Genomic DNA, 20,758 nt, shown 5'->3' with positions numbered 1-20,758 from the left:
ACATGACTACGCTTGAAGCCATCCGCGCCGCGCTGCCGGCCTATCCGATCGAAGTCACCTTCCCCGACATCTCGCGCTGGCGCGCCGGTAATGCCGGCATCGACTATCTGCACACGTTCGACAGCGGCAAGCCAGGCACGCACGTGATGATCCTCGCGCTGACCCACGGCAATGAAGTGAGCGGCGCGATCGCGGTCGACGCGCTCCTGGCCGCCGGTCTGCGCCCGATCGCGGGGCGCCTGTCGCTCGGCTTCGGCAACGTCGGCGCGTATGAGCGTTTCAGTGCGGAGAACGCCGACGCGGCTCGCTATCTCGACGAGGACATGAACCGGGTGTGGTCGCCGGTCACGCTCGACGGCGCGCGCGACAGCCGCGAACTCGCTCGTGCGCGCGCGATGCGGCCACTGCTCGATACGGTCGATCTGCTCCTCGACATACATTCGATGCACGAAGCATCGGCGCCGCTAATGATGACGGGCCCGCTCGACAAGGCGATTGCGCTGGCCGCCGACATCGGCACGCCCGAACATGTGATCATCGACAAGGGGCATCCGAATGGCACGCGGTTGCGCGATTATGGCGGGTTCGGCGATCCGGCGAGCGCGAAGAATGCGTTGCTGATCGAGACGGGCCAGCACTTCGCAGCGAGTGCGCTCGACGTCGCGCTGGACAGTGCCGCACGGTTCCTGCTGCACGCGAGCGTCGTGGCGCGCGATGACGTCGCGGTGTTTCTCACGCAACCCGCGCCGGTTCGGCAGAAGTTCATCGAGATCACGCAGCCTGTCGTCGCGCGGTCGATGGATTTCCGATTCTCGCAGCCGTTTACGGGCCTCGAGGTGATCGAGAAGGCTGGCACGGAGATCGCGCGCGACGGCAACGACGTGATCGTCACGCCGTACGACAACTGCGTGATCGTACAACCGTCGATGCGGCACATTGGCGTGAACGTCACGATGATGCGGCTCGGACGTCTGCTCAAGCGCTGAGCCGGGCTGCGAACGCCGTCGGACCCTCGCGGTCGAAGCCGGGCAGCGGGCGCGGAGGTGAGCCGAGGCTTTTGTAGGCGCCGCGCCTCGGTCACCTTCAGTGAAGCGTGGAACCAGTATTGCGATAAATGTCTCAGGGGACAGGGGAGCTTCTGGGTCGGTCTGAAGTGGGCCGATTCGTCAGCGCGTCTGCGCCTTTGCCAGTCTCGGTTTTGGTGCACTGTTCGACGAATTCCCACTGACCGCCGTTGAGATAGCGCGCCACTGCGTCGCGCTGCGCGTCGAGCCCCAGACCGTTCACACCTTGGCGAGTCGTCGACACCCAGTAATACGCGACGCATTGATGACCTACTACGATCGGACGGCCGCCGCGCTGGCGGCCAGCCTTGACTAAGATGGCTTGCGGCGGCGGCCTACCTTTGCTGTTGGCAGTGTACCGGCTGTGCTGCGAGCCCATTCGATTACATCGCTTGCGAACCAGCGGCGCTGCGCCTGCTTCGAGTCGACCGGTCGGAACGAGGCGGGGAATCCTGGGCGTGTGACAACACGTACCTCAACGGTCTGCTTTGACATGCCAAGCCAGTTCGCGTTCTGCTCGGAGGTCCATAGCGTATCTTCGGGTGCGAGCCGCGGCTTCTCGAGCGCATTAATGATGCGCTCCATCTTAGAAACGAGGCACGCCACGTTGTAAGCGTCGTCGGTCGGTGCGGATGCGCCTTGCATGGGCGGCCGTCCGTACTTGCGCCAATCAATACTGTATTCGGAGTCCTGCTCAATAGTTGCTGAAGTATCCGAGACGTTCACGATGCTGAATTTCTCCTTCAAAGTCTGCTGCTTGGCCTAACGATGTTGTAGCGACGAATTGTATTAATGCGATTGCTTTCGGGCAATGATCTCTTTTTGAATGTCGTTTATAAAAACAAAATAGTGTGTTGAGTGCAGCCGCAAAGCCAATGTCGACGGGATCCCCGGAGCTTCAGCTTCCGTTCGGGCGCAGACGGCGCCGTTGCAAATTGTGCACAGTAGGTCGCGTTCACGTGAAACTCACTAGCTAATTCGCTACGCTCCGCATTGCGGTCGACGTCTAACGCCAATACCGATGAACAACGACAAAATAAAATGCCCATCGTGCCGCTCGACGCAGGTTCATGCGAGCCAACGAGGCTGGTCCGATTGGACCGGCCTTATCGGTAGCAGCAATGTCGTAGTCACTTGTCTGGCCTGCGGTAGCAAATGGAAACCGGGTGCCCAGCAACCGAAGGTCCATGAGAGTCGGCGTGAAGATCCTAGCCGATCCGAGCGGCGCTCAGATTTCTCGTCCAATGTCGCGCTAATAACTTTGGCGTTTTCGAAAGGCTGGGATCGGCCACTGGCCTGAACCGCTCGCGCGGTATGCACTTCGTTTGAATTTGGTGGTTCTTCATAGGAAACCGGCCCGGTTTCCTATCTTGAGGAATGAGGCGATCCGCCTCGTTACCCGACAGGAGCCGAGCCATGACCACCCCCAACCCAGGCATCAGTCCGCTACGCCAGCGCATGATGGACGACATGCGCATGCGCCGCCTGCCGCACGTTGCATCTCGTCGTTGACGTCGATGTAAACCTGCGTGGTCGAAATATTGCGATGTCCGGCGAGCGACATGAGTATGCGAACGCCTACGCCTTTGTTCGCCAGATTGGTGATGAACGTACGGCGTCCTGAATGGCTGCTCGCGCCGTCGACGCCGACCTCTTTATACATCCATTAGAAATGCTGGCACAAGGTGTTGGCTGTGAACCCGGCCCACTTCTGCGTATTGAACAGCGGTTTGTCCGTTGACCGGACATTTAATCGTCGCGACATACGATGCCAGTTCCTTGCGAAGCCGATGGCCGATGAAAACAGTACGCGCGTGACGTCCCTTCGTCTGTTTTGCCTGCAGGCGGATTTCCGATTCAAGCGAGCCATCGGCATTTACCACGTCACCAATGCGCAGCGCAGCTACCTCGCCCACACGCACACGGCTGCGCGACCAAGTGGCTTGGCCAAAAAAACTTAAGCGGCACCCTAAAGTTCGTCCTGACGTGACCGCCAACCTATTGGTAGCCGTCAGCTTGCGCGACAGCACTTGCCAACCCGTAGCCTTATCGTTATAGTTTTCATAACAATGAACCTGAGAGAACTGCAGCAACAGAATCGCGCCGTCGTGGTCGATACAATAGTCAAAGAATCGCGACCGGGCGGTTGCGTTTCACCCTCGTGGCTAGCGTGCTATCCGACGTTTCATGATGCTTTGCAACATGGCGAGACAAGCTTTCGAGCGCTGCCTCACTACGCCAAACTTCCGGCACTAAAGCGGGCAGCCACGAACACAGAGGCACGAGCTGTTACATCGGCAATTCTCGACGAAGTGCGCGCTGCTTACGTTGAACTCAGCACGGCTTGTGTGGTGGAAGCGGTAGAGGGTTACCTTTCAGCCGGAAATCACATCGACAGGTCGTACGGCCTTCGTTCGACCAGCGTGCTTGACGCCATCGCCGCAAAATTTCCGCCAACGAGCGCGCCTCTGATTGCGAGGCAACCGTGCTTGCTGAGCCCCGGGAAAAGCATCTTCCTCGACGGCTGGGTACGATTCTTCGCATATTGGTCGCGCAACGACAAGACGATACCGCTGCTCGCAGTCGATTGGTCCACCCTTTATGAGCGTCTGTCGCAGAGCAGCGCGTTGCCGGACCGCAATCAAGTAACACCGAAACGCGAAAGAGCAGGAGCAACTGGAGCAGCGAGTGGTGAAGCCGCACAATAAAGATGTAGCGAGCCCGAGTCCGTACACGCTCAAGAACATCGACGCCGCAATCACTCATCTTGAGCGCGTCCTGAGATCGGAAGGTGCGGATTCGTTATTCGCTCAAACCTACTGGCGCGGTCGAGTTCTTCAGGCAGTTGCGAGGCCAGGGCTAATGCGAACGCAAAAGAAACGACTGCAACGATTGCTTGATCACATTGCCGACTCCTAGCCGAACCGTATGCACCACCAGGCGCCCTTGGGTTGGTGCCTATTTGGCGTCCGCCTGTATATGATTGCGCCTGACGGGAAGTAGTGACAGCAATGCCTTCATTGCATACAGCATGATCAGCGCGCCGGCCAGATCGCCCACGAACATCGCGAAAAACCGGGTCACTATGTTCTGCGTATCGCCCTGCAAGAAGAACCAGATGTGATGCAACAGAGGATTGGCAATCGAATACGCGAGCGCCAGGACGAGAAGTCGCTTCGCTGTGAGATTAGTCAAAGACGCACGTAAGTTGTAGCGCTCCAGCGCCAACCTGTACACGGCGTACGGCGCAACCGTCGCGATAATCCCACCGGCAAACGAGCGGACGGGGTCGTGCGGAAAGAAGTAGAAGAAGTCAACAAGCCAACTCGCAATCAGCAGGCCGACCGCACCATCCCCGCCTAACAGCAACGTGCTCAGAAGTCTGACGCCGGATGGGAGGTAAATCCAGTTCACGCCGCGCACGAACTCGGTGTGAGTAAAGATTTCCTGATTGAGCCACAGCGACAGGATGAACACGACGGCAGTGCCGACCACCGACCAGAAATGTAAACGTAAGCTAGACATCGAGTTAAAATCGCACCTATCCAGTACCGAGCGGCGCGAATGATAGCCCGCCAATATGTCAGAGTGCCTTTAACCTCGTACGTTGAGCTTAAACAATGACGCGACCCGCCGACCTCTATCTCCGGTTTCTGCAATTGACAGAAGCAATCCGAGGCTTGCCCTCGCTGCCGTCGCTTGACCCGCTGGAAGAGCGGATTCTCGAATTCGTCGCCCGCGCGTCGCAAACCAAAGACCGACTGTCAGTCAGGGACATGATGGCCAGGAGCGAACTTGGCTCGCCCGCCACATTGCACGCTCGTATAACGTCCATGCGCGATAAGGGTTGGATCATGCTCAGTGACACGGAGGACGCGCGGCGCAAACAGATCGGGCTGACACCTGCGGCCTTACGACATTTCGACAAACTCGCCGAAGCCTTCTCGAAAGCCGCGAAGGGAACCTGACATTTCCATCTGTCGGTTTAACCGACACTATCAGGTCAGAAGAAACTTCGCATCCCTATCGCAACCCCGGTCTGATTACTCCGCCCCGGCAATTCCACGTCTGCGGCACCTGTCACCCTATTGAAATCTACAGTGCCATAAATCTCGGTGCGCTTTGACAGTTCACACTCGGCCAGTTCAACTACGGTATATCGGCTTCCGCTGCCCAACATACCGCTAGCCGTCGCTGCGTTCCGCATGTGATCGTAGTAGAACGCGGTGGACAGCAGCAACGGTGCTGTGATTCGCCAAGCAAATCCCGTGAACGGCCCGTCATCGATCCGGTTCGGGCTCTTCAACCGGCTGATGTCTGGAATTGGCTGTTCAGCAAGCAAGGTATCAACAAGGCCCGTGTTGTCTTGTGAATGCAGCCAGCCGGCATAAAGCTTCACTCGGCGCAGTTCGTACATGAAATCGACGTTGAAGACCGTTTGCTGGTTATCCGAGTTGTCGCGTAGACGAACCCGCAAATTGCCGGTTGCGGATGATCCACTTCAATCGTGCTCCCAGGCGCAGCGTTAAATAGATCGTTCATACACCGGATAACTGACCGTGTTGAGCATCGGCTGTGGAGAAAGCTGACAGACCGCTATACAGGGCCGGCAAGTGCCTGACAATTGTGCAGCTTCGCGTATGCTCGCAAGCATACGGGGGACGTTAATAGCAACTTGTGCGGATCGTTTTTCCTTCCGCATTGGATGTGCAATCCACCATGACAGGCGCCGGATGGTTGTTCAGACCTTGCGCAAAACCTGTTACGAAACCTCCAAGCATCATAAGGAGGATATCTGCACCTGACGGGCCGGAGTTCGTCTGTTGCGCCTGCCGCTCCTGCTGGGCCTGCTGCTGAGCCTCGATCTGCGCCTGCCGCTGTGCCGCCTGCTGGCGAGCCCGCATCTGCGCCATCTCCTGCTCATACGCCTGTTTCGCTTTAGCACGCAGTCGTTGGTCCTCCAGCGCAAAGAGCGGCGCCATCATCCGAACACGCAGCGACGTCTGGTACGGACCATCCTGCGTCGCTGGCTCTTTGAGCGACACGGTCGCGGTCTTGAGCGGGTGCCCCGGAGGCATCGACGTAATCACGTTTCCGTCCCATATGACTCCGTTAGGCCATACCGCGGTGATCTCAGTGCTCACGATACCGATAGCCTTCGAATACTCAGAAAGAGGATCCAATGGTCCGGCCCAGGGCGACACTCCGTTATAGTGACCGCCCGAGAAAATGTCGGCCCCCTCCGGATCCGTATGGATTGTCAGGACCAGGCGATCGGAGCTCGCCGACACCTGACTGGATGCCGCATGACCTGCCTCCGTCTTGTTGCCGGCCGTCGGAGTTCCCGCGCACCCCGTGAACAAGACAACCGCCGTCGTAACCGTTATCGCCGCGAAAGATGCTCTCATGGTCTTTGTATTCGTTATGTCCGGGTGGGCCGAGTCTAGCGCTGCGTCCATCGGCAACTGTTCGTTGGGCAACGCAGGCGCAATACCCGAGCGAGCCGTCCTATACGGGTGTGGCATAACTCACATTCAAGGACAGACATGAGCACCGAACTCGATTTCGACATTCGAAATGTCGATGAAAGCGGTTGCATCAGTCGTGCGTGTCGGGGATACGGCGCAGCGTCTCGCGTCTTTATGGCAAGCGTGGGACTATCTAAACGGGGCGCGACATATAGACGAACTGGTGTCGACGGTGTCAGAGTCGCATCGCGTCGACGTGACGCTTGGCTGAGCGCATGTGTCGCGACCAGATCGCACGGTTCCGTCGCGACACATGCGCTACCCGCAGGGTAACTAAGCTCGGCAAGCTCAGTGATGCCGAACGACCGCTTTCGAGAAACCTGAAGGGCCGTGTCGGGTCGCTTACCGCCCGATCGCCATCCGGCAAAAATCGGCCCAAGAGCTGTCGCTCGTGCAATGTTCAGGCAGTCTGCATTGGGGCGGTTGGCAAGCCCTGGTGCCGATAGAAATCGAAACGTCCTCCTAGCTCGTAGCGCGCCCATAAGCAGTCATGACGGCTCGCCCCCATTTGCGCGTATCTGCGCGGCACTGACACCCGGGGCCTCGCGCCGTATCGCTCGCGACGGAAGGAATTGACCGGCTTTTGTTGCGGATAACGTATAAAGTGCGGCCAAAGTTTCTTTGTAGGCAGCCGGCGGATATTCCAAATTTCGGCTATAAATAATTTCTGTCGCGCGATCTATAATGTTACTTTCTTCAAGATTTATCGCACCGCAGCGAAGCAATATGCGCTGCAAGTCGATTAGGGTATTTTCCAAAGGAAGCGGCTCGCCCAGCTCCACTGCCACTGCTCGCAAAACGTCCCTTGTTCGGTTAATTTCCAGGTGGAGGCGCCGACGAAAGCGGACACCGTCGCGTCGAGTATCGTCGCCCGCATAAGACGCGTAGATCAATTCCGTCGGCGTGACATTCGAGACATCTTCCGACAACTGGGTTGCCATTGTCTGCAGTTCTGCAGCGGCTTTGACACTGATCTTGACTTGCTCAAGCTTTGCGATAGCGCTGGATATGATTAAATCCAAATCGTTAGCTAGTTTTAATACACGCTCGAATTCCTGGGCGCTGAGATAGGTGTTGTGCGCCACTTTGCATCGGAGCAAATAAAGTTCGCCCCACTTACTGCGAAGCAAGGTGTCTTCGCATTCGACTATCTGCGAGAAATAGCGAGACCAATTCGATTGCGGGATCATCGCCTTGAGTTGATCGATATTTGCCTTCGCGGCGTCCAAGCTAGCTGGATTTAGCCCCCGTATGTACTTATGCATGGACTCAGCGGTATCGCTCGCATATGGCTTCGTAAGATAATCTATTAGCGTGTCGAAATCAACGTCATGAAGCGGATCCGCGTCGTCGGAGCCCCGCTTTGCCTTTCCAAGCTGTTCTCGCACTTCTTTTGGGGCAGAAACCTCTATCCATTTTGCGCCAAGTGTCTTCAACATAAATTGAGTTATTAACCGGCGCATTAGGTTTTCTGTGTTCAATATCACCGGATATGCGAGACGGCAATATCTAAAACTGACGTCATCCCACAATGTTTCAATTCGAGCAGCTTCCAGAGTCCGGAGATTCGTGCGAAATGCACGGAGCATGCTCGAAAACGCATCGCAGTTGTTCTGATCTATATCCCCTTCAGAAACAAATCTAAAGCTGTGGAGAATGCCAAGCTTATCTTCGATCTTGAACCAATCGATCGATGAGTACTCGCAATTGAACGTCCCAGCATGCGTTAAGCGGCCACCCTTCAATGTAAATGCTGGATCGGCAATCAGCGCCTTTACTAAGATCGCGGCATTGGCGCAGAGCGGCATGGCAGAATCGTGGACGCTGACGATCTCGACCTTCAGTTCCTTGCTGTTCATTTCCCCGGGTCCCGTGTTAGTTAGAGTGGGAAGCGTAATTGGCTTCCGCACAGCATACCACTGGCGTAGTCAGGCGATGGCCACTGAAGACAAGGCTCAAGTCAGCGGACGAGCAAGATAATTTAAATGGGGTTGCGGTATTTGCGATCCATTCTCGCCGCATTCGAAGAAACGTTACTTTGCCCGCACCGCCAAGCGTGCACCTATCTGTGCCGCGCCCTCTCATAAGCAGACATCCGGTCTGCATTCGGCGAATGTCTCAGACGGGTCGTGTGCTGAAGTTCGCGAGCCGCCTCGATTCATTCGGCATCGACTGGTCTGATCTTCCGGGTTCGGCCAATTGCGGCCGATCGCGTTGACAACACGAGCGGCCGCTTCCAAGGGGTGACTGGCCATCTCAACGGGCGAGACATATGGAACTTGGCATATTACGGCTCAAGTTCTTGAAAAGCATAAGGCGGTAGGCATTACTGATCGGGGGCAATTCGTGTTTTGAGCGCTCGTCATAATTGGCGGCCTTCTTCTTTTGCTTCCCTCGTTCGTGAAGGCCATACGTCGTCCCTAGTGCTCGGGTTCAGTGCATGTTGCTCTGGAGCTTGTGCGCGATTGTTCTGTAGTCTTGCATGATTGGATGGATGCCGTTCGTGCTGACGAGCGGGTCGCCATCGTGTGCCGATGGTCCCTGTGAGATTCAAAGGGGTGCATAGAGATGGTGGCGGCTTCACCCGAACGAGCGCGCCACCCGCTGGCTCTTCGACCTCAACACGCAACGTCCGCTTACGATCGGTCATCGGCCTTTGGACCCTGAGCGACAATGCCCGCTGTGGGTCGGTTTTGCGACGATCGCCTGTCGCTAACGTGCTTTACTTTCCGTTTTCTGAAGCGCCCCCTATCACTGTCGGCGGTCGTCGAAAGGGGCCTGTCGGCCGCAGACCGCGATGCCGAGCGTCGCGATACCGCGTTCGATGCCGTGCTGACCCAGTTGCTGACCGCAGCCGTGCTGGTCACGATGGCGGAGCGAAGAACGCCGGACATGTGCCGCTGCATGACGTCGGACAAATCGCCGACGCGCTTTATGCGCTGCTGGGCGGGGCGGTCTTTGTATGGGCGCGCTCGGCGCCACGATGGTGGCGGCGCTCGTGTCGTCCCTCGCCCTCGCGTGGGGCTTCGGTGAAATCGCGGGCTAGCGCCGTTCACTGGCCTTGCATCTGTTCGAGGCGCGACGGTTCTACGGGGTCAACGGTGACCGCAGTGTGGTGTTCGTCGCGCGCGTGCCGGACCCTCTGTCGCTCAACATCGTCGCCCAGGTGCTCAACGCTTTGCTGCTGCTGTTGGTTGCAGGATGCTGATCGCGCTGGCGAGCGGCACTGTGTTGCCCGCTGCAGAGCGAGTGCGCGGCGCATTTCGCGTGGCGCCGATCATTGGCGTGAGCATCGCGTGCGGCATCGGCATCGTCGGGGCGCTGGGCGTGTTGCTGTAAGGCCGATCGGACATGCCGGGCGATCATCGGCCGGCATGTCAACAGTCGGCCAAGATAAAGCGGCGCAATTGACGCACAAACTCCGCGCGGGCGGCGGCAGGCAGTTGCCGTCCGACGGGAATACGCTGCCAGCCGTCGCAAAGGTAGACGGCGCCATCGCTGTCGCCGACAGACACGGTCAAGCGGGCCGCGATCATCCGATAAATCGTGCGGCGTCCGCGCTCGTGTACTTCGACGATCACGAACGGGGGCGCGAACGTCAGCACCTCGCCGTCCGTCGCGTGCCTGGAGTAGGCGATAAAGGCGGTGCCGACGGCCACGGCGCAAAGCATCGAGAATGGAAGCGTGAGCCACGCGCCGAATGCGAATGCCGCTGCCACGCCGATCGCGAGGTCGAGCGCCATGAGGAACACGGTCGCGGCGAGCGACTGCCGCGGCGTGAGGGAGCAGTTGCGCTTGATGCGCCACTCCCGGCTCGGTAGACCTCCCTCGCCGTCGAAAGGGCCAGGCCCGTACGAACGCCTGAAGTATGCGTACATGATGCAAAGTCCCGCGTCGTGGTGCCATTCGTGACGCGCAATGCGCATGCCGCCAGCGTCCACGCCGCTTGCGATGTCACCGTTCCGCTCGCTGCGGTATCTACCTGTGGCACTTCATCTGCGTGCCGTTCGTCGCGACGGTGCCGGCGGTGCTCGCCGCGTCTATCGCGCAGCATCCTCGCACATGTCGACCGGCGCTATCACCGGAGCGGCCGAGCATGACGATCTCGACGAGGCGCTCATGTTGTTGCGCGGCGAGCCTTTTCTGCTCTGGAGACCGGTCGATCAACACGGCACCGGACTACGACGGGCCGCCCGCGTCCGCCTTGACCCTAGCGGATGCGTTGCGCTCCAGTCTCATGTACAGGTTCGCCGCCACGATACCGAAGACGATGTGATTGAACAGGCTGGCCCAGTTGCGCGCTTCTGCGAACCACGGAAAGAACCGTGTCATGCCGTAGAAATTAATCAGGTAAACGGCTACAGCGAAAGCGCCACCCGCCAGTGAAGCCATCCACATGCTCGAGTCAAGGTTGAACGACGTCATGATCAGACCGAGGACAAGCGCGAATACGATTGCAAGGGCAAAATGCACCACAAAGGCCGCGAGCACGATGCCAATTGAGAATGCTTGCGGCGATTGCAATGCGCCTCGCCCCAGAATGATCGCGGCGACCATGCGTGGGGGCTCCAGCACACTTCCTTCCGTCATCAGTGCCATCAGGATGACCCCTAACGCTAGGAACACAACGCCTGCAATGACGCCTGCCAGCACGGCTGCCCGCCAGTCGGGCTGGCCGTGTGTGAAATGATGGGAATCCATGTGAAGTTGCACAATTTGTCTCCCGATTGATTCGAATAATTCATTCTAGTCCTCCAACTCGCGAGACTGATAGCGTCGCATGGCTATCGACACCCCGACGGATGATCCTCGTTCTGGCGACGACGTGGCGTGATGAACTGTATGCGCAGGAGGCCCTTGAGGCACGTCAGTTGTTGGCCGCGGCAGACCTGTCAGCGGATCGATAATTAGTCTTTTCAAACACTGCGCTTTACGGCGCCCGTCGACGGCGAGCCGGTTGAGTGCGGCAATTACCGCCGAGGCGCTGGAAGTTCATTTCGGCGTCCATTCCGCGCTGGAATCCGCCTTAATGGCTGCTTTCGACAACGGCCGCAATCCTATCCGCTCGGTTTGCGCGGAATTGATCGACCAGAACGGCGGCAAAGGAGTAGTGTTACATAGCGGACTGTTCAGAGTGGGCGGCATGGAATCCGATCGCGGCATCACGGCATAGTCCCGGCGCGTGCCACCGCATGCACCCCTGTCTCGGCGCGGGTGAGGCGGGCGCCATAGTCTGCAACCGCTAGTCAACGATGGACGGAGGCCACATGTCACTCATCGTCGCAGCACGCTTTACGACATTCCCCGCCGCTGAAAACGCGGCGCAACGGCTCTTCAATGCCGGTTTTGTCGAGGAGGACGTCACACTGTTTTTCGTCAATCCGGTCGGCCAGCACGCACGTTTTCGGCCCGGCGGCGCTATCAGCGCCGACACAGACGCGACGGAGTCGCCGAAGGGTGCCGAGATGGGCATCACGATTGGCGCAGCGGTTGGCGCCGTGGTCGGCGTCGGGATCTTCGCGGCGTTTTCGGCGCCGCTTATCATGTCGCTGATCGCGGCCGGGGTGGGTGCGTATGTCGGTTCATTGGTCGGCGCGGTGATGCGCACGCGTGAAGCCGGCGACGAAGGAACCCGTGATTCCGGCGTGCTGGTGGCCGTACACGTGTCGCCGGACAGCCAGTTGGACGCCGCACGGGTGCTGCGCGATGCGGGAGGCGCGGCGATCGAACGCGCGACCGGCCGCTGGCAACAAGGGCGGTGGGCCGACTTCGATCCGCTCAAGCAGCCTGAGCTGCTCAACGAATTCAGCGAGAAGCACGCCTGATTTGAAGGTGTTTTTCGCTGAGATTTTCAGCGAGCCAGGAAACAAAAACGGCCCGGCATTTGTCGGGTCGTTTTGTATTCAGAGCGGTGCGTTCCAGGCACTCGCCTGAGGAACGGTCGGCGCAGGGGTCAGTGGAAGAAGAGTTCCCGCATGCCGAAGGTGTGATGCGCTTCGGCAGCCATCAGCACCATCAGCACCAGCAGGCCCAAGGGCGGCATCAGGATGGCGTACACCAGCGCCAGCCGCTCCCACATCATGTGCATGAAAATCGACACAATCAGCCCGGCCTTGGCGATCATGAGCACGACGATCAGCGCCCAGCGCAGCAGGCCCTGCACGTGGAAGTAATCCACCATGTACGACATCGTGCTCAGTACGAACAGCAGGCCCCAGATTTTCAGGTAGATGCCGATCGGATGCTGCTGGCCGTGCGCGGCGTCGGGTCGACGGGCGGGATCGGTGTGGTCCATGGTCTGCCTCACCACAAATAGAACAGCGCAAAGATGAACACCCACACCAGGTCGACGAAGTGCCAGTACAAGCCGGCAATCTCCACGATCTGGAAGTTGCCGTGCTCGGTGAACCCCGGCTGCAGGATCTTGCGTGCGATCAGCAGCAGGTAGATCACACCGCAGCTCACGTGAAAGCCGTGGAACCCGGTGATCATGAAGAAGCATGCGCCAAACTGCGCCGCGCCCACCGGGTTGCCCCAGGGGCGGATACCTTCATGGACGATCAGTTTGGTCCATTCGAAGGCCTGCATCGATACGAAGGTTGCGCCCAGCAGCGCGGTCGCGAGCAACAGTGCGGCGGCGCGCTTTGCGTTACGCCGGTAGCCAAAGTTGACAGCCATCGCCATGGTGCCGCTGCTGCTGATCAGGATGAACGTCATGATGGCGATCAGCAGCAAAGGCACTTCCACGCCGCCCACCGTGAGCCCGAACACTTTGGAAGTGTCAGGCCACGGCACCGTGGTCGACATCCGCACCGTCATGTAGCCGATCAGGAAGCTGCTGAAGATGAAGGTGTCCGATAGCAGGAAGATCCACATCATCGCCTTGCCCCACGGCACCTTGAAGGCTTCGCGGTCGGCCGACCAGTCGGTGACGAAGCCGCGCCAGCCGTTAGGCCCAGCGTCGGTGGGCGTGGTGGCAGCCGATTCGGTGGGGAGCGTGGGTGTGGTCATGGAGCTGCTCCATACAGCGGCCCGCAGATGGCAGCGACGAACCCTGGGGTGATCCACCACATCGCCGCCAGCAGCACGAGCCAGACAGCCAGCAGGAAATGCCAGTAGATGGCGCAAAGCGCGATGGCGCGGTGGGCGCGGAAGGGGTCCGCTCGCTTGAGAAGCGCGATCGTCACGGCCCAGGCCACCAGCCCGCCCAGCACGTGCAACCCGTGCAGGCCGGTGAGGAGGTAGAGGAAGCTATTGGAAGGATTGACGGTGACGGTCTGCCCGACCGCCGACAGCATGCGCCAGGCGGTCAGTTGTCCGATCACGAACACGGCCGCCAGTACCCCGCCTGACACCAGCCACGCCGCGCGGTGCAAGGTGATCTGCCGGGCAAGCTGCATGGCAATGCTTGCCAGCACCAGCGCGCCGGTGTTCCACCACAGCAGCGCCGGATGCGGGATCGGCTGCCAGTCGGGCTCGCGCATACGCATTGCATAGGCGAACAGCAGCAGTGAAAACAATGTCGTTGCCACCGCCATGAAGACGATCAGGCCGATGCGGCTCGCATTCGGCGACACAGGTGGCGCGTCAGGAACGAAGGAGCGGCGCAGTGTGATCATTCGCGTGCCTCTCCGGGTTGAAGCGTCGGGTGGGCGGCCGGTTCAGGCGCCGTCGCAGGCGGCTGGTTTTGCGGGACGAAATCTTGCTCCTGCCCCGTCGGGCTGTATTCGTACGCCCAGCGGTAAACGACGGGCGGCGCGGCGCCCCAGTTGCCATGCACTGGCGGCGTTTGCGGCGTCTGCCATTCCAGCGTGGTGGCCCGCCAAGGGTTGCCGTCGGCACGCTTGCCGCGCGCGAGGCTCCACGCCAGGTTGAACAGGAACAGCAACTGCGCCACTGCAACGATCAGCGCAATGACGGTGATGAACGTGTTGAGCGTCTGCGCCGAAGATGGAATGAAGCTGATGCCCTCATACGCGTAATACCGCCGCGGCATGCCCAGGATGCCGAGATAGTGCATCGGGAAGTAGATCGCATAGGTGCCGAGGAAGGTGACCCAGAAGTGCACGCGCCCAAGCGTGTCGTTGAGCATGCGGCCCGTCACCTTCGGATACCAGTGGTAGAGGCCGCCAAACACCACCAGGATCGGCGACACGGCCATCACCATATGGAAGTGCGCCACCACGAAGTACGTGTTCGACAGAGGAATGTCCACGCTCACGTTGCCGAGATAGAGCCCGGTCAGCCCACCCAGGACGAAAGTGCTGATGAAACCGATAGCAAACAGCATCGGCACGGTCAGGTGGATATCGCCGCGCCACAGCGTCAGCACCCAGTTGTAGACCTTGAGGGCGGTCGGGATGGCGATGATGAGCGTGGTGGTGGCAAAGAAGAAGCCGAAGTACGGATTCATGCCGGCGATGAACATGTGGTGCGCCCAGACCACGAAGCTCAGCGCACCGATGACGACGATGGCCCACACCATCATCTTGTAGCCGAAGATGCTCTTGCGCGCGTGCGTGCTGATGAGGTCCGACGCAATGCCAAAGGCCGGCAGCGCGACGATGTAGACCTCCGGATGCCCGAAGAACCAGAACAGGTGCTGGAACAGCAGCGGGCTGCCGCCGGCATGCTTGAGCGTCTGCCCCATCGACACCACGGCCGGTATGAAGAAACTGGTGCCGAGTGCCCTGTCGAGCAGCATCATCACCGCCGACACGAACAGCGCCGGAAACGCCAGCAGTGCCAGGATGGTCGCGATGAAGATGCCCCACACCGTGAGCGGCATGCGCATGAGCGTCATGCCGCGCGTGCGCGCCTGCAGCGTGGTGGTGACGTAATTCAGGCCGCCCATCGTTGCCGCGACGATGAAGATTGCCAGCGACACCAGCATCAACACGATGCCCCATTCCACGCCCGGCGTGCCCGGCAGGATGGCCTGGGGTGGATACAGCGTCCAGCCAGCGCCGGTCGGGCCGCCTGGCACGAAGAAGCTCGCCACTAGCACCAGCACGGCCAGCAGGTAGACCCAGTAGCTCAACATGTTGAGAAACGGGAACACCATGTCGCGCGCGCCCAGCATCAGCGGGATCAGGTAGTTGCCGAAGCCGCCCAGAAACAGCGCCGTCAGCAGGTAGATCACCATGATCATCCCGTGCATGGTGACGAACTGGTAGTAGTGGTTGGCGTCGATGAAACTGAACTTGCCCGGAAAGCCGAGCTGCAACCGCATCAGGTCCGACAGCACAAGGCCGACCAGGCCGATGGCGATGGCCGTCAACGAATACTGCACGGCGATGACCTTGTGGTCCTGGCTCCAGACATAGCGGGTCCAGAAGCTTTGCGGGCCGTGGTCGGTGTGTGCGTAAGGCATTGCGTCTGCTCCGCTAGGGTTGGGCTGCGCTGCTGGCGGCCGGGCCGCCTTGCGCTTTGATGTAGGTCACCAGCGCGGTCAGCTCCTGCTCGCTCAGGTCGAAGGTCGGCATGATGGGTGCGAAGCCCTTCACGACGCGGGCCTTCGGGTCGCGGATGAAGGCGCGCAGATAGGCTTCGTCCACCTTCGCGGTGCTGCCGTCGGCCATCGTTTCGGTCTTGCCGTACAGGCCCTTCCAGGTGGGGCCCACGAGCGGACTGCCGTCTACGGTATGGCAGGCGATGCAGCCCTTGGCCGCTGCGAGCGCCTTGCCCTGGTCAGCAAGCGCCTGGGCGCTGCCGCCTGCCGCGGCGGTTGCGGCCTGCACCTTGGCCTGCTGCCGCTGCTCGAACGTGCTCTGCTTCGCCAGCCAGCGCGCGAACGATGCTTCGTCTTCCACCACGACCACGCCGCGCATGTTGGAGTGCCCGATACCGCAAAGCTGCGCGCACAGGATGTCGTAACGCCCTGCCTTGGTCGGCGTGAACCAGAAGGTCGTCACCATGCCGGGCACCATGTTCATGCGCGCACGGAACGGCGGTACGTAGAAGTCGTGCAGCACGTCGCGCGACCGTGTCAAGACCTGGATCGGCCGGTTGAGCGGCAGGTGTACCTCTGGCGTCTCGATCAGGTAGTTGTCACGGCCGTTGGGGTCGGCGGGGTTCAGGCCGAAGGGGTTGTCGTTGCTGATGTAGCGCACGTCCGTCGTGCCCAGCTTGCCTCCGGGGCCGGCAAAGCGGAAGCGCCATTGCCATTGCTGGCCGAGCACTTCCATCTGCAGCACGTTGGGCGGCGGCCGTACGAAGTCTGCGTAGACGAAGAGCCCCGGTGCCAGCAACGCTGCTACGCCGACAGTGGTCAGGCCGATCAGCCACCATTCCAGCCGCCTGTTGTGCGGCTCGTAAGCAGCGCGATGACCCCTGCGGTTGCGGTAGCGCACCAGTGCGACCACGATGAACAGGTTGATCGCGATGAAGAGCGCGCCGGTGATGACGAGCGTGATCGTCAGCATGTCGTCCATGCGCACCCAGTTCGACGCGATTGGTGTGATCCACCAGGGACTGGCAAAGTGAAACCCCACCGCCAATACGATGATCAGGAACAGGGCAATCGCAAGCGACATAGGTCACCTCGCTGCGCGTCACTCGCTGGAGCCGCTAACAATAAAGGCTCCTGGCGTCGTTGTGCCGCCTTGCCGTACTTCGTACTGCCTGCGCCGGCAGTTCTGCCAGGACCGCTTCGCTGAACATTGTATGCGGCTCTAAAGCAAAGGTAGTCCTCTCCTCTGCATCGTGCAAGACAGCGCCAGGGGAAGCCCGCCCCCTATACGGATCGCGCGAGTGGAGGAGTCCCTTGCCGCGATGCAATGCAAAACGGCCGCCTCCAACATTGGTTGCCGAGGCGCCCGTTTTCCAAGGGCGCTGGGTGTTTAGGGTCTGTTCACGTGTGCGACGTGCGTACGACGAGTTGCTGCAGGCGCGGATCACATCGCGACATATCCATATCCTCGCGAATCACAGTGTCGCACTCGAACAGTTACCCGAGGCATCCTTGCTGCAAAGCAGCGACGTCGTGCACTCGCTCGAACGCGGCGTGGCGCTCGGCGGTGCGACTGGAGTGCTTCTCGGCCTCGTGGCGCTGGTCTTTCCTCCCGCTGACTTCGCTATTGCGGGCGGCGCCGTCATCGCATTGTCGTTGGCGGGTGCGGGCTTCGGGCCATGGACGGCCGCGATGATCGGCGTCGACGAACCAAATGCACGACTCGAGCGCTTCGTGGCGCCATACGTGATGGCCAGCTCTTATCATGGCCGACGTGCCTGCATCGCGCGAACATGAGATCGAGCAGATGGTCGCGCAGCATTTTCCGAAGGCCGATCTCGAAGGCGCGGAGCCCACGACACCGATCTTCCCCTGAGAAGCAGTCTAGACGAGGCCGTCGGCACCCTCTTTGGGTCGAATACGGCCCAATACGTGTCAAGCGGAGTCTCGACATGACACATATGCAAAAGACAGAATGGCTAGCCAAAAACACGTGAATGACCTAGTACCCACGCCCGGTGGTATTTTTGGTGGTATCGGTACCGGCAAAATTCCACGAACCCGCTCCAGCAAAGCGATAGCCGGAATTTTTCCATTCCGGCCCTGGCCCGGCACTGGATGCGATCCTGAAATGGGCGGAGCGCCGTGAAGACTTTCCATCGGCTGCGTCGAGCGTGCGTGCCTAAGGCTGACTGACCTGTTTTCCTGAATTCGAATTCTGTGGATCGTCGACGAGGTGTCTGCTGCAAGTCAACGGATGCGTCTGCATCGGTTTGGGGTGCTCTCCCAACGTTTTCGGAGTCACGCCGTCGGGTCGCGGTATGGTCGGACCGCGTCAGCGATCCGCCACTTTCCGTGATGGTGGACGAGATAAAGGCCGACGCGTTATCCGCGGTCGTCTCATGTCGCTCCCGGAGCGGACGGTGGTAAAACTTGTCCGAGCGGCTCCGTCGGGTCGTCCTGAGTCGGTCGTTGTCGGGCTCAGTGCGGCCATCTACGGCCTTTCGCTATCGTCTGCAAATGGCAGATATCGAGCGTATTGCTGACCTTGGCCGCGCGCAAACTGGGTATTGAATTCGGCCAGTGCGGCAACCTTATCCGAAGGCCGGATGATGCGCTGCACTGTTTACGCGAGCCCCGGCCTACTGACCGCAGAAGGGCTTCTCGACGCTCAGTTTGTTGGTCACGGATGTCACCCCAGAAACGCCTCTGGCGACTTTGCGACCTTGTCGATCGGCGACACGTCCGACAGAGGGGTGCTGTCACGCTGAAGGCTTGAACCGTTTTCATGCGCAACTATGCTGTAAGAATCGAGGGGCGGGTACGCAAAAAGAACCTCGAAAGCTCAGATGATTGCGTTCGTGCAACGACGGTCCAAACGGACCGGGCGCAAAGCTGAAAAAAGTTCGGTGTGTATGATGCGTTTCGCTCGTGCGTGGCTGCTATCAGGCTTGTTTGGAGCTTCGCTCTGCTTATGGAGCGCGCTTTGCGCCGCGGTTCAGCCGGCTTCCGCGCCATCGTCGGCGTCAGCATCACCGACAGCGTCCCCGCCGATTCCTGCGAGTGAGACGCGCCGCATCGATCTGACCAACAAGCCTTGGCGCGGAGACTTCGACGCGATGCTCGAGCGTCGCATGATTCGAGTTCTCGCTCCCTTTAGCCGCACGCTGTACTTCAATGATCGTGGACACGAGCGTGGGGTAACCGCGGATACCGTGCGTGACTTTGAACGATTCGTCAACAAGAGCTATGCCGATCGCCTCGGCAAGCGCCCGATCACAGTCATCATGATCCCGACAACACGCGACCGGCTATTGCCCGGGCTCGCGGAAGGCGTCGGCGATATCGCGGCCGGCAATCTGACGGTGACTGAGGATCGCCTGAAACAGGCCGACTTTGTTACCGCACACGCGCTCAAGCCGACGCATGAACTCGTTCTGACCGGTCCGAAGTCACCCGCGCTGTCCACACTCGGTGACCTGAAGGGCAAGACCGTCGACGTTCGCCGCCATAGCAGCTATTACGAAAGCCTGATCGCACTGAACAACCGCTTCCGGCAGGCGGGCAAGCCACCGATGCGAATCGTGCTGCTACCGGACGCGCTCGAGGACGAAGACGCGATGGAGATGCTGAACGTGGGCCTGCTTCAGATCCTGGTCGTCGATGACTGGAAGGCGCGCATGTGGGCGCAGATGCTGCCGAACGTCAAGGTGCACGAGAACATGACGGTGCGGGAGGGCGGCGTCGTCGGCTGGGCCATTCGCAAGAATAGCCCCCAGTTAAAGGCGGTGATCGGCGACTTCTATGAGAAGTTAATCAGGAAGCAAAGCGTAGCGGAGATCCGCCTCAAGCAGTACGTGCAGGGTGCGAAGCAGATTCACAACAACACGGAGAGTGCCGAACTCAAACGTTTCAGACAGACGGTGGCGTATTTTGAGAAGTATGGCCAGCAATACGATTTCGATCCACTGATGCTCGCCGCCCAAGGGTTTCAGGAATCGCAGCTCAATCAGGATGCGAAGAGTCGGGTGGGCGCGGTCGGCATCATGCAACTGATGCCGGCCACAGGGAAAGAACTCAACGTTGGGGACATCAAGGTTACGCAGTCGAACATTCATGCCGGCGCGAAGTATCTTGATCAACTGATGACCCGCTACTTCCAGGATGCCCATTTTTCCGAGGTGGACCGGCCGCTATTCGCCTTTGCCAGCTATAACGCCGGACCGGGAAACATCGCGAAGATGCGCAAGGAGGCTGCCGCCCGCGGACTCAATTCCGATGTCTGGTTCAACAACGTGGAGATCGTGGTGGCCGAGAAGATCGGCATCGAGACGACCACGTATGTGCGAAACATCTACAAGTACTACGCGTCCTACCACCTTCTCAAGGAAGCGCAGGCGCAGCGCAGCCGCGTGGTTCGGCAGCGGAGCGGCTGACCGGGCAACGCAAATCGTGTGGCCGACGGTTCCGCCGACACGCGGCAAGGCTACTTCGCATCGGGTGGAACGCGGGGATCGCGCGACGTGATTTGCAGCTCTCGGCCCTTGGCGCGTGTCTTCTTTGCAGTCTACTCCGGCCACTAAATGCGACGGGCCGAATGTCGCATAAGGGTCGAGATGGAATGGACACCGCCCTCCCTCCGGGGAATTGGGCACGATTGAGGGCCTCCAGGACCGAACGGCATCAATGTGCCATTAGTGGAGTTGCGACACAAC

General features: G+C 59.8%; 18 protein-coding genes and 4 pseudogenes. 9 read left to right on the top strand and 13 right to left on the bottom strand.

Annotated features, from left to right (window positions below; translation table 11 throughout):
- The first annotated feature begins 2 nt into the window (after window positions 1–2).
- Window positions 3–986, top strand: a complete 984-nt coding sequence (locus RI103_RS14440) for a succinylglutamate desuccinylase/aspartoacylase family protein (RefSeq protein ID WP_310815242.1) — start codon at window positions 3–5, stop codon at window positions 984–986.
- Between the two features lie 390 nt (window positions 987–1,376).
- Here the strand turns inward: RI103_RS14440 and RI103_RS14435 are convergent, their stop codons facing one another.
- Together RI103_RS14435 and RI103_RS14430 are read right to left on the bottom strand one after the other, a co-directional pair.
- Window positions 1,377–1,811 carry a hypothetical protein gene (locus RI103_RS14435; protein ID WP_310812633.1) on the bottom strand — a complete coding sequence of 145 codons (435 nt, stop codon included), beginning with the start codon at window positions 1,809–1,811 and terminating at the stop codon, window positions 1,377–1,379.
- Between the two features lie 691 nt (window positions 1,812–2,502).
- Window positions 2,503–2,986, bottom strand: a pseudogene (locus RI103_RS14430) (tyrosine-type recombinase/integrase).
- Window positions 2,987–3,133: 147 nt separating this feature from the next.
- Between RI103_RS14430 and RI103_RS14425 the strand changes: the two are divergent.
- Window positions 3,134–3,772, top strand: coding sequence for a hypothetical protein (locus RI103_RS14425; protein WP_310812632.1), 639 nt, complete (start codon window positions 3,134–3,136; stop codon window positions 3,770–3,772).
- 250 nt (window positions 3,773–4,022) lie between these two features.
- On the opposite strand, the gene RI103_RS14420 is transcribed toward RI103_RS14425, so the two are convergent.
- Window positions 4,023–4,589, bottom strand: coding sequence for a hypothetical protein (locus RI103_RS14420; RefSeq protein WP_310812631.1), 567 nt, complete (start codon window positions 4,587–4,589; stop codon window positions 4,023–4,025).
- A 95-nt stretch (window positions 4,590–4,684) separates the two neighbouring features.
- On the opposite strand from RI103_RS14420, the gene RI103_RS14415 reads away from it, so the two are divergent.
- A complete protein-coding gene (locus RI103_RS14415; RefSeq protein ID WP_310812630.1) occupies window positions 4,685–5,032 on the top strand; it encodes a winged helix-turn-helix domain-containing protein in 348 nt (115 codons plus the stop codon).
- 35 nt (window positions 5,033–5,067) lie between these two features.
- Here RI103_RS14415 and RI103_RS14410 read toward each other — a convergent pair.
- The 3 genes and pseudogenes from RI103_RS14410 to RI103_RS14400 all read right to left on the bottom strand — a co-directional run.
- A pseudogene (locus RI103_RS14410) lies at window positions 5,068–5,523 on the bottom strand (porin); the annotation flags it as partial.
- Window positions 5,524–5,728: 205 nt separating this feature from the next.
- Window positions 5,729–6,472 carry a hypothetical protein gene (locus tag RI103_RS14405; protein ID WP_310812629.1) on the bottom strand — a complete coding sequence of 248 codons (744 nt, stop codon included), beginning with the start codon at window positions 6,470–6,472 and terminating at the stop codon, window positions 5,729–5,731.
- A gap of 608 nt (window positions 6,473–7,080) precedes the next feature.
- Window positions 7,081–8,451, bottom strand: coding sequence for a HEPN domain-containing protein (locus RI103_RS14400; protein WP_310812628.1), 1,371 nt, complete (start codon window positions 8,449–8,451; stop codon window positions 7,081–7,083).
- A 1,202-nt stretch (window positions 8,452–9,653) separates the two neighbouring features.
- Between RI103_RS14400 and RI103_RS14395 the strand changes: the two genes are divergently transcribed.
- A complete protein-coding gene (locus RI103_RS14395; RefSeq protein ID WP_310812627.1) occupies window positions 9,654–9,800 on the top strand; it encodes a hypothetical protein in 147 nt (48 codons plus the stop codon).
- A complete protein-coding gene (locus RI103_RS14390) occupies window positions 9,794–9,931 on the top strand; it encodes a hypothetical protein (RefSeq protein ID WP_310812626.1) in 138 nt (45 codons plus the stop codon). Before RI103_RS14395 ends, RI103_RS14390 begins: the two co-directional genes overlap by 7 nt.
- Window positions 9,932–9,969: 38 nt before the next feature.
- Here the strand turns inward: RI103_RS14390 and RI103_RS14385 are convergent, their stop codons facing one another.
- Both RI103_RS14385 and RI103_RS14380 read right to left on the bottom strand, forming a co-directional pair.
- Window positions 9,970–10,335 carry a DUF2244 domain-containing protein gene (locus RI103_RS14385; RefSeq protein WP_310812625.1) on the bottom strand — a complete coding sequence of 122 codons (366 nt, stop codon included), beginning with the start codon at window positions 10,333–10,335 and terminating at the stop codon, window positions 9,970–9,972.
- Window positions 10,336–10,771: 436 nt separating this feature from the next.
- A complete protein-coding gene (locus RI103_RS14380; RefSeq protein WP_310812624.1) occupies window positions 10,772–11,293 on the bottom strand; it encodes a hypothetical protein in 522 nt (173 codons plus the stop codon).
- A gap of 222 nt (window positions 11,294–11,515) precedes the next feature.
- Here RI103_RS14380 and RI103_RS14375 point away from each other — a divergent pair.
- Window positions 11,516–11,765 (top strand): annotated as a pseudogene (locus RI103_RS14375) (DUF1488 domain-containing protein).
- A 94-nt stretch (window positions 11,766–11,859) separates the two neighbouring features.
- Window positions 11,860–12,417, top strand: coding sequence for a hypothetical protein (locus tag RI103_RS14370; RefSeq protein WP_310812623.1), 558 nt, complete (start codon window positions 11,860–11,862; stop codon window positions 12,415–12,417).
- A gap of 128 nt (window positions 12,418–12,545) precedes the next feature.
- Here the strand turns inward: RI103_RS14370 and RI103_RS14365 are convergent, their stop codons facing one another.
- From RI103_RS14365 to RI103_RS14345, 5 genes are read right to left on the bottom strand one after another with little or no spacing between them, the layout of a single operon-like run.
- Window positions 12,546–12,887 (bottom strand): cytochrome C oxidase subunit IV family protein, encoded by a 342-nt coding sequence (locus tag RI103_RS14365; protein WP_149671693.1) that lies wholly within the window; start codon window positions 12,885–12,887, stop codon window positions 12,546–12,548.
- Window positions 12,888–12,895: 8 nt separating this feature from the next.
- Complete coding sequence (locus RI103_RS14360) at window positions 12,896–13,603, bottom strand: heme-copper oxidase subunit III family protein (RefSeq protein WP_310812622.1); 708 nt, start codon at window positions 13,601–13,603, stop codon at window positions 12,896–12,898.
- Window positions 13,600–14,211: a cytochrome c oxidase subunit 3 gene (locus RI103_RS14355; protein WP_310812621.1), complete on the bottom strand. Its 612-nt coding sequence runs from the start codon at window positions 14,209–14,211 to the stop codon at window positions 13,600–13,602. Before RI103_RS14355 ends, RI103_RS14360 begins: the two co-directional genes overlap by 4 nt.
- Window positions 14,208–15,965 (bottom strand): cytochrome c oxidase subunit I, encoded by a 1,758-nt coding sequence (gene ctaD, locus RI103_RS14350; RefSeq protein ID WP_149671696.1) that lies wholly within the window; start codon window positions 15,963–15,965, stop codon window positions 14,208–14,210. The genes RI103_RS14355 and ctaD overlap by 4 nt, the downstream gene beginning before the upstream one ends.
- 13 nt (window positions 15,966–15,978) lie before the next feature.
- Window positions 15,979–17,127, bottom strand: a complete 1,149-nt coding sequence (locus RI103_RS14345) for a c-type cytochrome (RefSeq protein ID WP_310812620.1) — start codon at window positions 17,125–17,127, stop codon at window positions 15,979–15,981.
- 302 nt (window positions 17,128–17,429) lie between these two features.
- Between RI103_RS14345 and RI103_RS14340 the strand changes: the two are divergent.
- Together RI103_RS14340 and RI103_RS14335 are read left to right on the top strand one after the other, a co-directional pair.
- A pseudogene (locus RI103_RS14340) lies at window positions 17,430–17,919 on the top strand (DUF1269 domain-containing protein).
- Window positions 17,920–18,958: 1,039 nt separating this feature from the next.
- A complete protein-coding gene (locus RI103_RS14335; RefSeq protein WP_310812619.1) occupies window positions 18,959–20,479 on the top strand; it encodes a transglycosylase SLT domain-containing protein in 1,521 nt (506 codons plus the stop codon).
- Window positions 20,480–20,758: the final 279 nt, after the last annotated feature.

Origin of the sequence: Paraburkholderia sp. FT54 (assembly GCF_031585635.1) — a bacterium.
Lineage (GTDB): Bacteria > Pseudomonadota > Gammaproteobacteria > Burkholderiales > Burkholderiaceae > Paraburkholderia.
The sequence above is the reverse complement of the archived record's forward strand: the minus strand, read 5'-3'. Positions and strand labels throughout refer to the sequence as shown.

What these genes read in the sequence shown, in the direction of transcription:
- RI103_RS14440 (WP_310815242.1), top strand. Translation starts at nt 3, where the DNA reads ATGACTACGCTTGAAGCCATCCGCGCCGCGCTGCCGGCCTATCCGATC.
- RI103_RS14425 (WP_310812632.1), top strand. Translation starts at nt 3,134, where the DNA reads ATGAACCTGAGAGAACTGCAGCAACAGAATCGCGCCGTCGTGGTCGAT.
- RI103_RS14420 (WP_310812631.1), bottom strand. Translation starts at nt 4,589, where the DNA reads ATGTCTAGCTTACGTTTACATTTCTGGTCGGTGGTCGGCACTGCCGTC.
- RI103_RS14415 (WP_310812630.1), top strand. Translation starts at nt 4,685, where the DNA reads ATGACGCGACCCGCCGACCTCTATCTCCGGTTTCTGCAATTGACAGAA.
- RI103_RS14405 (WP_310812629.1), bottom strand. Translation starts at nt 6,472, where the DNA reads ATGAGAGCATCTTTCGCGGCGATAACGGTTACGACGGCGGTTGTCTTG.
- RI103_RS14400 (WP_310812628.1), bottom strand. Translation starts at nt 8,451, where the DNA reads ATGAACAGCAAGGAACTGAAGGTCGAGATCGTCAGCGTCCACGATTCT.
- RI103_RS14390 (WP_310812626.1), top strand. Translation starts at nt 9,794, where the DNA reads ATGCTGATCGCGCTGGCGAGCGGCACTGTGTTGCCCGCTGCAGAGCGA.
- RI103_RS14385 (WP_310812625.1), bottom strand. Translation starts at nt 10,335, where the DNA reads ATGGCGCTCGACCTCGCGATCGGCGTGGCAGCGGCATTCGCATTCGGC.
- RI103_RS14380 (WP_310812624.1), bottom strand. Translation starts at nt 11,293, where the DNA reads ATGGATTCCCATCATTTCACACACGGCCAGCCCGACTGGCGGGCAGCC.
- RI103_RS14370 (WP_310812623.1), top strand. Translation starts at nt 11,860, where the DNA reads ATGTCACTCATCGTCGCAGCACGCTTTACGACATTCCCCGCCGCTGAA.
- RI103_RS14365 (WP_149671693.1), bottom strand. Translation starts at nt 12,887, where the DNA reads ATGGACCACACCGATCCCGCCCGTCGACCCGACGCCGCGCACGGCCAG.
- RI103_RS14360 (WP_310812622.1), bottom strand. Translation starts at nt 13,603, where the DNA reads ATGACCACACCCACGCTCCCCACCGAATCGGCTGCCACCACGCCCACC.
- RI103_RS14355 (WP_310812621.1), bottom strand. Translation starts at nt 14,211, where the DNA reads ATGATCACACTGCGCCGCTCCTTCGTTCCTGACGCGCCACCTGTGTCG.
- ctaD (WP_149671696.1), bottom strand. Translation starts at nt 15,965, where the DNA reads ATGCCTTACGCACACACCGACCACGGCCCGCAAAGCTTCTGGACCCGC.
- RI103_RS14345 (WP_310812620.1), bottom strand. Translation starts at nt 17,127, where the DNA reads ATGTCGCTTGCGATTGCCCTGTTCCTGATCATCGTATTGGCGGTGGGG.
- RI103_RS14335 (WP_310812619.1), top strand. Translation starts at nt 18,959, where the DNA reads ATGATGCGTTTCGCTCGTGCGTGGCTGCTATCAGGCTTGTTTGGAGCT.